Here is a 14,414-nt window from a genome sequence, read left to right on the forward strand (position 1 = left end):
ATGTGAGTTAGGCACAAAGAACAAACTGCCATTTGGGATTCATATTCTTCAGCAATTGACCTATCAGTACAAAAAGAACAACAGAAAGTATTTACATTACTCTTATTCAGGATGTGTGACTTTTTTCAGTGGTAAATGTATTGGTGACGTGTGGTGAATCTCTTGGCTTTCATTGGTAAAAAGGCTGGCAAGGGTGGTAAAATATTTTTCCGTATTAATAAGTTTACTCGGCATGGGACAGGTTAGCATTTAAAGCCAAATATCAAACCGATTATTGAAAAAGTTCTTTGTTAAAAATGACCTTTCTCAACTGAGAGAGGTCATTAATTTTATTTGAGGTACAATTAAATAACAAGCATTCATAGTATTAAAATAATTTTTTCCTCCAAGGAAATGAATAACTGTTTCCCTGGAGGAAATAAGTTAATAGCCGTAGCCGCTAACTGCTGCAGCACCGATGATTACTAATAGAATAAAAAGCACTAGCTAATTAGCTTTATTCTTGAGTTCTATCCGTACATTGTAACCATAATCATTAAACATTTGAATGAGATTTGAACCATCTAAAAGCGTTAAGGGTTTGTCTTTTACAAATTCTCTAGAATCTTTACCGTAATAACTAGTAGTTACAAGAATACCTTTGACAGCACCCTCATCAGGCATAACACCGTATAACTCGCGAACAGCAGAAACCGGAACTACATGATTATAACGCTTTGCTTGGATAATAAATTTTCCTCCACGTATTGGGTCTGGGTCAATGGCAACAGCATCAATTCCACCGTCACGACTTGTCCTCGTTACTTTTACTTCTGCACCAACGGATGAAAAATACTTCGCGAACAATCCTCTTACAAGGTGTTCAAAGTCTTCCCATGGCATGTCAGCTAAGTTAGGTATTGAATTGATTTCTGCAAGTACATCTTTAGATTCTACAAAGCGTTTGTCTATCCTATCTATATTTAATATTGGGCGGACTGGAGCAAGTTGGAACAATGAACTAGCATTTAGTCCTTTAAGGTTTCGAAAGCAATCTATTGGTATTACTTTATCTAAATTTAATGAAAGAAACTCTTCACTAGTTACTTGCAGACTCATAATACATGAATGAAAATCTTGCCCTGTTGATGTATCAGTGCCATGGACCCAACCGTTAAAAACAATCATTTCTACTGTATTAGCGTAATCAGAGGCAAAGCATTCGTATACTGTTTTTAACGTAATTTGGTATAAAACATCTTCGTAATAATCGTTAAATTCTTTTTTAGTCATTAATTTTTTTGTAACTTCTTTCCTAGTTTGAATGAATTTATATTCAATAATATTGGGTATCTTTTCGGGGTGTGGCATATCAAAATCAATAATTAGAGTTTTTGAGTCAGCTTGATATTGAATATCATATTTTTTGGTGAATCCTTTAGGATATTCGGACTTTTCTATTATAGTAAAAAAGTATCTTTCAACAAAGGCTGGAATGGTATCTTCATAACCTTTTTGAAACCTATCAATACTTTTGTTGTGTTGATTTTGTTTTTGTATGAACTTCTCACGGTTAATTATGTATTCATTTAATGCGTCATTATATTTTTTTGCTGCTTCATACTCTTTTCCTAACCTTGTTTTTTTCTTAGTAGAGAAGAAAAACTCAAAAAACTTTTCTTCTTTAGGTACTTCAACTATTTCCATAAATGAATTTAGTAATGGTTTATTACCTTTAAACTTATCTGTACTGTATAGTTTTTTCCAATTTATTTTATGTTTCTCATTTAGAGATGACATTAAAAGAGATTTATATTCATTTATTAAGTTTAATGCTGCTCCGGTATCAGAGATAGCTTTTTCCTTCATTTTATCAAATTTAATTTGTTCTCTAGCTTTTTTCTCTTGGACTTTCCAGCGATCTTTTTGGTTTTTAATTTTTTTATCTAACTCCCATTGTGTTTTGGCTGTGATAAATTTGTCCACTTTTAAAAAGTTGTTAGAAATATGGGTACGAAACAATTTTTTTTACCTCCATATGCAGTTTGTTAATCTAGTTTATCCAAATTTTTTCTTGTTTATATCAATGTAATGCTTCATTCTCGTTTATTTATAATAGAATTCCATCTCTAACCAACTTTATTAATACAAATAAAGAAGTGGCAAATTGATGAGTTATTTACAGTCGCTATCACCAACCGTTTAAAAAGGTATTTTCTAGGATAATACTGTTCTTAATACTGAGTAAAAAGTGAGGGAATGGTTATGGAAGAGAAAAGTCTTATTAATGAATTGAAACATCTTAAAGAGCTTATTGCAGAGAAAGAAGTACTAGAGAAGAAACGTGATGCAAAATATCAACGATCAATAAGAGGAATGGAAAAGATTTTTATGATTATTATTAGTATTTTCTTATTTATTTATGGGATTTTCCATTTAATTGGTGATAGGAGTTTTAGTGAGCCTGCACAGTTTATTGTTCCAATTGCATTAGCTGTAGTTATAGTGGTCTATTATTGGTTATCTAATTCTTATAGTCGTAAACACCAGAAAATTGATGAAACACAATTAAATAAGTTGGCTGAGTCTATTCACCAGATACATATAGTACCGGAGTTTTATCAAAACACTACTTCACTTGATGCTTTTATTTCCTTCCTTGAAACGGGGCGTGCAAGTTCCATCGACAAATGCATTGAAATTATAGAAATTGAGGACAAGGCAAAGAAAATAGTAGAGAGAGAGAAAAATTTAGTACGTAAAGAAATGGAATTACATGAAAGAGAAAAAGAAGTCACGATAAAAGAAGAACTGATTGAACCACTTCATCAAGAAGCAGAGAGTAAACTAACAAGTCTACAGCATAGGGAACAACTACTTGACTTTAACGAAACCTTACTATTGGAAATTAAAGAAACAAACGGTAATTTCCAAAAATATAATACGGTACTCCAAGAGAGTACAACACAGTTATCAGAATTAGATTTTGCATTAATTGAGAAAAAATTAGATCAGCTTGAAAGAAAAGTAGATGATTTTAAGTGGGATCATGAGCGTCTATTAGATGAATACTCAAGAAACCAATCGAGATTATTTGATGACTTTAGAAGAGATATGCAGGCTTGATGTTCTATTTCTTATAATAAGGAACTATTGGAAGGGTCATAAATAACTAAAGTGAAAATAAGTCAATAAAGGGGCTAGCCGAGCATTGCAATGTTTAAGTGCTGAGGTTAGTCCTTTTAATTTGTCTTTTGTAGTATAAAAACAAACTAAAATAGGAAGGGAATCCATCACTAGAACAAAAAATCTAAGCCAGGGCGGAACCATTCTATCAGGAAAAGAAAATTGTTAATGCGAAATAGATATAAATTTAGGTGCAAAGGTAATGTGAAAATCCATAATCCCAATAGAGTTTACTCTATTGGGACTCTTTCCGTTTGTTGATTTAATTGGATTTAGAGCATCCCATTTACTTATTCCAAAAATCGAGATAAAATTATAGTAAATTTATACCATATTGAGATGATATTTTGAAGGGTGGATATGCGGTAGTCTCTAGTATGGATCGAAATTTAGACCGTTAGCGGTCGTCTCTTAACGAAGAATACTGTGAGCTGATTTACGAAGAAAAAGTGAGTGGGCAACGACGGATCTGCCAGTTCTTTATGACTTATTAAATAAAGTGAGTGAAGGTGACGTTGTTGTTGTACATAGTTTAGATCGAATTAACTGTTCAACCGTTGATTTACTCCAACTCTTCGATCAGTTAAAAAAAAGGGAGTCACTTTGCGTTCAATTAAGGATTATTGGTTTGATATGACAGATGGAACCACCTCTTGAATTCCTAATAGTTATGTCAGGTTTTTCAGAATTTGAACGTAACATGATCCGAATGAGATAGCAGGAGGGCATTAAGCAAGCAAAGATTAAAGGTAAGTTTAAAGGAAGGGTAAAAAAATACACGGTTAAACATCCTGGAATGAATTATCCAATAATGTTGTATGAAAAAGGTGATAAGACTGTGAAAGGAATTGTGCTATCACCAAATTCAGGCGGAGTTCGTTCTATCGTGAATTAAAGAAAAGAGAAGAACAACAATACATTAGTAGGGCATAAAGGAGAATATGAAATGGTAAACTTTCAAGATAAAGTGAATTTTTTATGGACAATAGCAGAGATATTAAGAGGACCTTACAAGCCAGAAGACTACGGTAAGGTTATTTTACCAATGGCGGTTTTAAGGCGCTTTGATAACGTTCTAGAAGATACGAAAGAAGACGTATTAAAAAGTTACGAACAATTCAAGCATCTACCAGAGGAAGCAAGAGACGAAATTTTAAATCGAAAATCAAAGCAACGTTTTAACAACACAAGTAACTATGATTTCAACAATCTTCTCAATGACTCTGATAACATTGCAGAAAATCTTCGTGATTACATAAACGGTTTTTCGAAAGTTGCTCGGGAGATTATCGAGTATTTCGATTTTGATAAACAAATTGAAAAAATGGATCGAAATGATCTTTTATATTTAACGGTAAAGCGTTTTTCAGAAGTGGATCTACATCCTGATGTCGTTTCCAATCTTGAAATGGGATACATTTTTGAAGAATTGATCCGTCGTTATTCAGAACATGCAGAAGCTGGGGACCATTACACGCCTCGAGAAGTGGTTCGTCTCATGGTTGGATTGATGTTCAATGATGATGATGAAATTCTAACGAAACCAGGGATTACACAAACTCTCTATGACGGTTGTGCAGGTACCGGGGGAATGGGATCCATTGCTCAAGAATATTTAAAAGAGATGAATGAATCTGCCGAGTTAGAGTTTTTTGCACAAGAGATTAACGAAGAGTCGTTTGCCATGTGTAAGGCTGATACGCTTATTAAAGGGGAAGAAGCACAAAACATTCGCTTTGGTAATACGTTAACTCGTGATGCTTTTCCAACAGCAAAATTTGACTATCTCATTTCCAATCCACCGTATGGTGTAGAGTGGAAACCATCGGAAAAGGTTGTACGTGAAGAACATGAAAGTTTAGGTATGAACGGTCGTTTCGGTGCTGGATTGCCGAGAATTGGAGATGGTCAACTATTATTCTTGCAACATCTAGTATCGAAAATGAAGCCGGTTAGTGATGAGAACCCGAAAGGATCTCGATTAGCGATAATTATGAACGGTTCCCCTTTGTTTACAGGGGATGCTGGTAGTGGAGAAAGTGAAATTCGTCGCTACATGATCGGAAATGACCTTGTGGAAGGTATTGTCGCGATGCCTACAAGCCTTTTCTATAATACAGGCATTTCAACTTATATTTGGATTTTGACAAATAATAAAACTGCATGGCGTAAAGGAAAGGTACAACTCGTCAATGCAGTCGATTTCTATCAGAAAATGCGTAAGAACATGGGTGAAAAGCGACATGAGATCTCACCTGATCAGATCAATGAAATAATTAGCATATATGGAGATTTTAAGGAAAGTGATTTGGTGAAGATCTTTGATAACGAAGACTTTGGCTACCAAAAGATTGTTGTCGAACGACCATTGAAACTCAATTTTATAGTTGATGAAGAACGAATAGAGCGCTTGCATGAGCAAATGGCGTTCCAAACCCTTGCAAAGTCAAAGAAAAAAGGCGAAGCAGGGCTGAAAGAGGCAGAAGAAGGAAAGAAAAAGCAACAAGTAATCATCGAAGCGTTACAGAAGTTGAATGATGGAACAATGTATAAAAACAGAGAAACTTTTATAGAGAAACTAAAAGTAACGTTCGCGGCCGAAGGAATTGACTTGAAAGCACCACTACAAAGAGCGATCCTTGCAGCACTATCTGAGAAAGATGAAACTGCCGATGTGTGCGTAAAGAATAAAAAGGGTGATGTCGAACCCGATCCAGATTTACGAGATACGGAAAATGTACCATTAAAAGAAAATATACATGACTACTTTGATCGGGAAGTATTGCCACACGTACCTGATGCTTGGATTGATGAAGAGAAAACGAAGATCGGATATGAAATTCCATTTACAAGACACTTTTACAATTATCAAGAACTCCGACCTTCTAGCGAAATCAAAGCAGAAATTCAAGAACTCGAAATGAGTATTTTAGAGAAGTTGAAGAAGGTGATGGTGTGAGAAGTGATATAAAAAATGTACAAGGATGGGCAAGGTCTAAAGTTAAATATGAGTTAAAAAATTTAGATCACAGACGGATACCGATAAGTTCGGAACAAAGAGGTAAAATGTCAGATAGAAAATATGATTATTACGGAGCATCTGGAGTAATTGATAAAGTTGAAGATTATTTATTTGATGAACCATTAATTTTAATTGGAGAAGATGGGGAAAATTTGAGATCTAGGTCAACTTCTTTAGCCTTTTTGGCTACAGGGAAGTATTGGGTCAATAATCATGCCCACATTTTAAAGCCGATAAATGGCGACATAAATTTTATGATGTATAAGTTAAATTCAATAAATTACGTTCCATATATCACAGGTTCTGCCCAACCTAAACTAACTCGTAAAAATCTTGATAATATAGAGTTACTCATTCCTAGTTTAAATGAACAGATTTTGATTTCAACTTTTTTAAACCGAAAAGTAACCGAGATCGATGATTTAATTGCAGACAAAGAAAAACTGATAAAACTACTCGAAGAAAAGCGTCAAGCAGTCATTACGGAAGCGGTCACGAAAGGTCTTGATAGGAATGTGAAAATGAAGGACTCTGGTGTGGAATGGATTGGAGAGATTCCTGAGCATTGGGAAGAGAAAAGAATTAAATACCTATTCTCTGAAGTGAATGATAGAAATTTTAATGAAAAAGCTGAACTCTTATCATTATTCACAAGTATAGGTGTTAGGCCGAGAAAAGACATGGAACAAAAAGGAAATAAATCGCAAACTGTAATAAATTATAAAATAGTAAGAAAAGGTGATATTGTAGTTAATAAACTTCTAGCATGGATGGGGTCAATTGGAATCTCTATATATGATGGTGTTACAAGTCCAGATTATGATGTTTATAGACCATTAAATAAGGATTTAGTAAGTAAAGATTATTTCCATTATTATTTTAGGAATTTTCATTTTAAGGGAGATTGTTACAAATTTGGTAGAGGTATAATGTTAATGAGATGGAGAACATATTCCGAAGATTTTAAGAAAATATTAGTAACTCTTCCACCGATAGAAGAACAGAATCGCATTGCAGACTATCTAGATAAAATCAGTAATGAAATTGAGTATCTAATAGATAATAACCTTACTATAATTAATAAACTCAAAGAATACCGCCAATCCCTCATCTACGAAGCGGTGACCGGCAAGATTGACGTTCGGGAGATGGTGGGTCAAACCGAACAGGAGGAGGTGTCTTCATCGTGAGTATCGACATGAGTGAAAGAGGCTTTGAAGAGAACATAGAACAACAACTGATGCAAGCAGGTTTTCAACAGCGAGTGCTGACAGGCCCTGCTCTCACAACTTTTCAAAAGTGGGCAATTGATCAGGAAATCCTTTTTCGGTTCTTAGAAGCAACTCAACAGAAGTCGATTGAACGGTTGAGGAAAGTCTATAATGATGAAGTTCAGTACAAAGTTATGTACCGCATTAATGAAGAACTTAAGCGGCGGGGGATGATTGATTGTTTACGCCATGGGGTGAAAGACTATGGGGTAACACTGAAACTTGCTTATAACAAACCACCGACAGATATGAACCGAACGCTCATTGAAAAGTATAACCAAAACATTTTTACCGTCAGTCGCCAAGTCTATTATCGCGCTGGGAGTCATATGTCAATTGATATGATGTTATCCATCAACGGGTTACCGATAGTCGTCATGGAGTTAAAAAATCAATTGACAGGGCAAACGGTTGAACATTCGGTGAAGCAGTTTGAGAAAGATCGTGACCCGAATGAGTTACTCTTTCAATTCAAAAAGCGTGCGGTCGTCTTCTTCGGGGTTGATACTGATGAAGTGTACATGACAACTGAATTAAATAAGGACAAGACGTTTTTTCTTCCGTTTAATCGGGGTAATAATGGAGGTAAGGGGAATCCGATTGTAGAAGGCGATTATCGAACATCTTATCTTTGGAAGGAGATTCTTCAACCTGATAGCTTAATCGACATTCTCTTTCGTTTTGTCTACATCCAAAATGAAAGTATTCGTGATAGTAACGGAGATATTATTGATGAAAAGGAAATTGTAATTTTCCCTCGTTACCATCAACTTGATGCAGTACGAAAAGTTGAAGCTGACGTGATGGAACACCGAGCAGGGAAGAATTACCTAATTCAACATTCAGCAGGAAGTGGAAAAACCAACAGTATTTCTTGGTTATCCCACCGCTTAGCGAAACTTCATGACGAGGAAGAACAACCTGTCTTTGATAGCATTATAGTCATTACCGACCGTCGCGTGTTAGATAAACAACTTCAAGATGCTGTTTATCAGTTGGAGCATAAGGCAGGCATGGTTGAAAAAATAGATGAAGATTCGAACCAGTTAGCGAAAGCAATCCAAAACAAGACAAAAATCATTATCACAACACTACAAAAGTTTCCGTTTATCCTTGGTAAAGTGGGTGAATTCAGTCGTGGAACCTATGGAATCATCATCGATGAAGCCCATAGTTCACAAGGGGGAAAGGCCTCATCGGCCATGACTGCCCTTTTTTCTGATAAAACATTGGAAGAAGCATATGAACAGAGCATGATAGAAGAAGGGGAAGCAACGGATGCGGAAGAACGTATGATCGAAGAGATTGCAAAAAGTGGTGATCAGTCGAATATTTCCTTTTTTGCTTTCACGGCTACACCAAAACCTAAGACCGTGGAACGTTTTGGAACTCCAAGAGAGGATGGTACGTATGAACCGTTTCATCTTTATTCCATGCGTCAAGCGATTGAGGAAGGTTTTATTCATGATGTATTAAAAAACTATGTGACGTATCAAACCTTTTATAAAATTGAAAAAAGCATCGAAGAGGACCCAGAAGTAGTAAAAAACAAGGCCAGTCGACAAATTGCTCGTTACGTATCCCTTCATCCCCATAACATTGCACAAAAAACAGAAATTATGGTAGAGCATTTTCGAAACGTAACACGACATAAAATCAATGGGCGAGCGAAAGCGATGGTTGTCACAGGCAGCCGTCTTCATGCAGTTCGATATAAAATTGCCTTTGACAAATATATTAGAGTCAAGGGTTATACCGACCTGAGAACGCTTGTTGCATTCTCAGGGACAGTCGAAGATAGTGGGTTATCCTATACGGAAGCTGAAATGAACGAATTTAGTGAGAAAGAATTGCCAGAAAAGTTTCATTCTGATGAATACCAAGTCTTGCTTGTCGCAGAAAAGTATCAAACAGGCTTTGATGAGCCATTGCTTCATACTATGTATGTTGATAAGCCACTCGATGGGATAAAAGCGGTGCAAACTCTTTCACGCCTAAATCGAACGTGCAAAGGTAAAGATGACACGTTTATTCTAGATTTTGTAAATGAACCCGATACGATTCAAGCTGCCTTCCAAACTTATTATGAGGTCACAGGTCTAGGTGAAACAACCGATCCAAACATCCTATATGATGTTCAACATGAACTCGATGCCATGCAAGTTTATACAGAGGAGGAAGTAGATACCGTTGCAAACCTTCAATATAGTGACCAGCCGGCGAAAAGTGCGCGTTTTCAAGGGAAACTAAACGCTGCACTTGATCCTGCGGTACAAAGGTTTACCACTGACCTTGATGAGGACACTCAAGATTATTTTAAATCATCAGCGATGAAATTTGTCAGAACATATGCTTTTGTTTTACAGATAGGACCTTTTACTGATGTCGATCTTCATAAACGATTTATTTACTTAAGTTCACTATTGAAGAAACTCCCACGAAAAGCCGAAGATCCTGTATACCTCTCAGATGATGTTGCTTTAGAGTATTATCGAAATGAGAAAACGTTTGAAGGAAGCATCTCGCTAAATGAAACGGGTGGTGAGTACCTCACGCCAGGTAAACATGGAAGCGCTGCAGGAGGAGAAGAAAAAAAAGAACGGCTTTCATCGATCATTGAGCGGATGAATGAACGCTTTGGAACAGAATTTACACAAGCTGATAAACTATCAAGAGACCAGATTGTAGAGGATATGAAAGCCGATCAAGATTTGGCGCAAAAAGCCAAGAGTAACACTAAGGATAATTTTAAGTTTAGCTTTAATCGTACATTTATGGATTTTGTCGTTAATCGTATGCAAAACAATGAGGAATTTTTCATGAAAATCCTTCAAGATGCAGAGTTCAAAGAATTTTTAATGGAAGATATGATTGATGAAGTCTACAATGAGCTCCGGAATCACGGGTAAGCGTAATTATTAAATTTTTTAGGATTGGGTTACGGTGAAAGACATGATATATGAAATTTTGGAACAGTTGGTATATTGTCTGAATCACCTAAAGAGTGAAAGAAGCCAATCTAGTCAGTTAGAGGTGATCCAAAGTTTGACCTTCGATAGTGGGGGACCTGAATATGTAATAGCTGAAGTTAAATGCTGAAATTATAAGTAGATATGATTTACAAATAAACAGGAGAAAGAGGCAGAAAATGTTTCTTTCTCCTGTTTTATTATGTTTAATTACAAATCATATATTTACTACTTCTACTGAACTAGTATGTTTGACCACTCAGACACTTTGATTTACTACATTTATGTTTGTTCGATTAGAGTGTACTTAGAATGTACATAAATCAGATGATTAATATTTTTATGATGATCTTGTTTCTATGATTAATTAAAGGTTTTTTAAACAAGATAAATTTTTATAAATTTCAAGGTTTTGAGGAATTTCTATCTGTGTATTGCGAATATAATTAGGTTCTACATATTCTTTAGTAGAACTAAGGGCAACATGATTTAACAGTTGCTGAATTGTAGTGATAGCTGCCCCAGATTCGTACAACATTGTTGCAAAACTATGCCTTAACGAGTGTATGGTTACTTTAGTAATCCCGGCATATTCCAGGTAATTAGACAAGAGTTTATTCGCGTCATGGTAAGGAACATCGTAAAATAGTAAGTCAGACCGTTTGATGTTTTGTTCATCGCAATACTTGTATATAAGTTGGCCTAGTTCGTTCCTTAGTACCAATATATGTGACCTCTTATTCTTTGTTGTCCTTAAATAAGCAGTGTCATTATTAAGGTCAATATCTCTAACTTGAATTTTAAGCAATTCATTTATCCTACAACCAGTAGAAAGTAGAAGTGTGAAGAACAGGAGATCACGTTTTAAATTCTCACTGTATTTAACAATGGACTGAAGAAATTTTATAATATCATGTCTATTTAAAATCCTTGTTGGGACCTTTAAATGTTTGTAATCACTCAAAACAAAATCTATTTCTTTTATTATATTTCTAAAGTCATAATTCTTTAATAAGTATTTAAAAAAGCTACCTAGAGAAGCCCGTGATAATCTAAGCCATGAGTAACCCATTTCAATATTAGAGTAGAAATAATCATCTATTATTTCTGCATTAATAGGAAGGTACATTATCAATCTCCCCATTACATCTGTTCTTTTATAAATTCTTTCCAAGTGAACTTTCTCATATTCTTCCTCAATAACTTCTGCAAGAAAGTAGCCAAAATTAATAAGGTGTTTTTGGTACCTATCAATCGTTCTCTTACTGTTTTTGGAACAGAGACTGTAGGTTTCTATTTCTTTATGAAGATAATCCATATGATTAACCCCTTATTTAAATAATTTCTTTAAGCAAAGCTTCTACAGGAAATGGATACTTTGTCATTACTTCATCGCGTAAATCAGCAGGAAGTAATTGCACATATATGGATGTAGTAGAAGGGTTGGTGTGACCCAATAACTGAGATAAATATTCTATTTTCATCCCAGCCTTTAAACAGTTTACGGCAAAAGTATGTCGAAATGAGTGTGTTGTGTGTTGTTCAGTTTTAGGAAATGAATCGTGTAAAATATTGTCGATTTGGTACTGTAGACTTCTATCTGAAATTTTCTTTTCCCTTTTATCTCCTTCATCTCTTGCAAAAAGAAATCCTTCATTATATCGGTCCCATTTTTTAAGTTCTGAAGTCTGGAGATATCTTAAAATGATTTTTTTTACTTCTGGATATATGATGACAGTTCGATCCTTGTTTCCTTTACCATCATAAATGTAGATAAGGTCATTTTCTATATCAAAATCCTTAACTCTTAAATTTGTGACTTCACTAATACGGCAGCCAGTTCCAAGCATAAAACAAATCATTGCTTTCCATCGGTACCCATAAGTTCGTTTTAATGATTTTGCTAATATCATTTCAATTTGATCATCAGTAAAATATCTTGGCAGTAAAGCTCCTTTTTGTGCATATTCAAATCTATGTGATAGATCTTTTCTAATGTAATCTTGAGTATAAGCAAATTTAATTAATTCACGGACAATTGCAGTGTACTTGTTAATGGTATTGTTTGATAATTTTTTTTCATTTTCGAATTTATATTTTTGATCATTTCCAGTAACACATCTTGGTTTACAAGTCCTTAAAAATTTATCTAATGTTTTTTCATTGAATTCCTGTAATGTTAAATTTGGGTTCTTCTCATTAATAAAATCCTTTAATCTAAGCAGAAAATTTTCATATGTCGTAAATGTCGTTTCTGCTCTTTTAGTTATCTCAACTAATATTTTTAAATGTTCAAGAAAATCATTTATTATTGTAGTAACTCTAACTTGCTTTTCCTGTACAACGTTTGGGCCATTTTGAGCTAGTGCTATTAAGTCTTCCATTCTAATTCCTAACTCGTTACAAACTTGTTCATAATCAATTTGAGACTTTAGTTCTCGAGCCATTTAAATCACTCCTATTAGAATTTGATTGGGTTGTGCTTCAATGTATTTCTCTTAAGTCTTTCGTGACTTCTTTCTAAGTAATAAATAGTGGATATCCAATATTTATGACCACTTGTTTTTGATACTTGATCAAAGTTATTTCTATTTTCCAATGCATTGGTAATATATGTATGTCTAAAAGCCTTTGGTGAATATTTGCTTTTCCCATATATTCTTTTGTTGGCAGTGTAAAAAATACTAGTAATATCTTTAGAAGTCATTGCTTCATTCCACTTTGATAAAAATAAATGGTGGTCTGGATTTGAATCGGCACATCTCAAAGTGAGATATACTTTTAATACGTCCATTACAGGTTTAGATATTTTCAATTTTCTTTGACCTGATTTTTTACTTCTTAAATAGATTGTTGATTCAGTTTTTAATACATCTGAAATTTTCATGTTTACTATTTCAATTGGACGACATCCGGTATCAACAATAAGCAAAGCGATGGTTAAATCTCTTTCTGGATTTTTAGAATAATCAGCAATTGTATCAATTAGTCTTATTGATTCTTGAATAGGAACATAATCATTATTTCTCTTATTTGGTACTTGGAACTTTTCTGGAATAAAGTATCTGGTTAAGTTGACTTTTCTTTTATTAAGAAACTTTATAAATAGCCTTAGACTTTGTAGGAGGTTTTTGGCTCTACTTGTAGAAATCTCTTCTAAGGATACTCTTCTACCTAAAAAGTTATGGTAAAAATTAATATGGTTCTTGTTAAGTGTCTTCATCTTAGCTACATTTAAATTTTCTATATCTTTAAATTCTTCGAATTCTATACATATAGATTTAAAGAAATACATGATATCCTTTCGGTAATTTTTAGTTTGACTATAATTCTGTCTAGATAAGTCATCTAAAAAATGTTCGACAATAGGCGGAAGGGTAATTTTTCTTTTTGTTTTTTTCTGTATTGTTGAAGGCTTATATACAAAAGTAAGAAAACCTTCTTTAATTAAAAATTTGGCCAACATTTTTAACCTTTCTATATCTCGTTTTAAACTACTAGGTTTCAATTCATTGTTTTCTACTTTGTACTTCAGTGATTGATCATATAAAGTAAAATGCTCCATCGATAAGTATTTAATATTTTTATTATCATTATAAAAATTGTAAAACTTTTTAAGAAACAGTCGATCACGCATTTTTGTAGCATTACTTAAATGTTCCCTACTACTACAGAACGATTCTAATTCTTTGGGCAATTCATACTTATTTATTTCAATTTGTTCTACATTTACACTAAACATTTTTAACTCACTCCATGTATATTTATTGAAAAAACTCCAAATATAAGATTATTTTTGATTGAATGGAGAGATTTAAATTCAGCTTTTCAATGTTATTTTTTTGTTCGGTATGATACTCCAACATTATTACTTCTTTTTAATAGAAATATTTTGAATATTAGGTTAAAATAATAGTGCGCTAAAAAGCTTATTAAATTTTTGCTTTCAGCTCTCCAATGTTATTTTTTCTTGATCGGTGGTTCTCC

The 14,414-nt window shown here is 34.0% G+C and carries 9 protein-coding genes and 1 pseudogene; 5 read left to right on the forward strand and 5 right to left on the reverse strand.

Going from position 1 to position 14,414, the window contains the following annotated elements:
* Positions 1-423: 423 nt before the first annotated feature.
* Positions 424-486 (reverse strand): annotated as a pseudogene (locus ACERII_RS20335) (YjcZ family sporulation protein); the annotation flags it as partial.
* Entirely contained in the window at positions 487-2,001 is a 1,515-nt protein-coding gene (locus tag ACERII_RS20340) for a restriction endonuclease (protein WP_373644752.1), read from the reverse strand. It abuts the pseudogene before it with no gap.
* Positions 2,002-2,244: 243 nt separating this feature from the next.
* Between ACERII_RS20340 and ACERII_RS20345 the strand changes: the two genes are divergently transcribed.
* The 5 genes from ACERII_RS20345 to ACERII_RS20365 all read left to right on the forward strand — a co-directional run bounded on the left by ACERII_RS20345 (position 2,245) and on the right by ACERII_RS20365 (position 10,367).
* Entirely contained in the window at positions 2,245-3,105 is an 861-nt protein-coding gene (locus ACERII_RS20345) for an AAA family ATPase (protein WP_373644754.1), read from the forward strand.
* 529 nt (positions 3,106-3,634) lie between these two features.
* The gene (locus ACERII_RS20350; RefSeq protein WP_373644794.1) at positions 3,635-3,802 is read left to right on the forward strand and encodes a recombinase family protein; all 168 of its coding nucleotides are present in this window, start codon (positions 3,635-3,637) and stop codon (positions 3,800-3,802) included.
* A gap of 309 nt (positions 3,803-4,111) precedes the next feature.
* Positions 4,112-6,124 carry a type I restriction-modification system subunit M gene (locus ACERII_RS20355; protein ID WP_373644755.1) on the forward strand — a complete coding sequence of 671 codons (2,013 nt, stop codon included), beginning with the start codon at positions 4,112-4,114 and terminating at the stop codon, positions 6,122-6,124.
* Complete coding sequence (locus ACERII_RS20360; protein ID WP_373644756.1) at positions 6,121-7,377, forward strand: restriction endonuclease subunit S; 1,257 nt, start codon at positions 6,121-6,123, stop codon at positions 7,375-7,377. The genes ACERII_RS20355 and ACERII_RS20360 overlap by 4 nt, the downstream gene beginning before the upstream one ends.
* Positions 7,374-10,367, forward strand: coding sequence for a type I restriction endonuclease subunit R (locus ACERII_RS20365; RefSeq protein ID WP_373644757.1), 2,994 nt, complete (start codon positions 7,374-7,376; stop codon positions 10,365-10,367). The genes ACERII_RS20360 and ACERII_RS20365 overlap by 4 nt, the downstream gene beginning before the upstream one ends.
* 427 nt (positions 10,368-10,794) lie before the next feature.
* Here the strand turns inward: ACERII_RS20365 and ACERII_RS20370 are convergent, their stop codons facing one another.
* The 3 genes from ACERII_RS20370 to ACERII_RS20380 are packed head-to-tail and all read right to left on the reverse strand — an operon-like array spanning position 10,795 to position 14,169.
* Positions 10,795-11,745: a tyrosine-type recombinase/integrase gene (locus tag ACERII_RS20370; protein WP_373644759.1), complete on the reverse strand. Its 951-nt coding sequence runs from the start codon at positions 11,743-11,745 to the stop codon at positions 10,795-10,797.
* A 16-nt stretch (positions 11,746-11,761) separates the two neighbouring features.
* Positions 11,762-12,874, reverse strand: coding sequence for a tyrosine-type recombinase/integrase (locus tag ACERII_RS20375; RefSeq protein ID WP_373644760.1), 1,113 nt, complete (start codon positions 12,872-12,874; stop codon positions 11,762-11,764).
* Positions 12,875-12,888: 14 nt separating this feature from the next.
* The gene (locus tag ACERII_RS20380; protein ID WP_373644762.1) at positions 12,889-14,169 is read right to left on the reverse strand and encodes a tyrosine-type recombinase/integrase; all 1,281 of its coding nucleotides are present in this window, start codon (positions 14,167-14,169) and stop codon (positions 12,889-12,891) included.
* Between the last annotated feature and the right edge of the window lie 245 nt (positions 14,170-14,414).

This window comes from Evansella sp. AB-rgal1 (assembly GCF_041820985.1).
GTDB lineage: Bacteria > Bacillota > Bacilli > Bacillales > Salisediminibacteriaceae > Evansella.

What these genes read in the sequence shown, in the direction of transcription:
- ACERII_RS20345 (WP_373644754.1), top strand. Translation starts at nt 2,245, where the DNA reads ATGGAAGAGAAAAGTCTTATTAATGAATTGAAACATCTTAAAGAGCTT.
- ACERII_RS20355 (WP_373644755.1), top strand. Translation starts at nt 4,112, where the DNA reads ATGGTAAACTTTCAAGATAAAGTGAATTTTTTATGGACAATAGCAGAG.
- ACERII_RS20370 (WP_373644759.1), bottom strand. Translation starts at nt 11,745, where the DNA reads ATGGATTATCTTCATAAAGAAATAGAAACCTACAGTCTCTGTTCCAAA.
- ACERII_RS20375 (WP_373644760.1), bottom strand. Translation starts at nt 12,874, where the DNA reads ATGGCTCGAGAACTAAAGTCTCAAATTGATTATGAACAAGTTTGTAAC.
- ACERII_RS20380 (WP_373644762.1), bottom strand. Translation starts at nt 14,169, where the DNA reads ATGTTTAGTGTAAATGTAGAACAAATTGAAATAAATAAGTATGAATTG.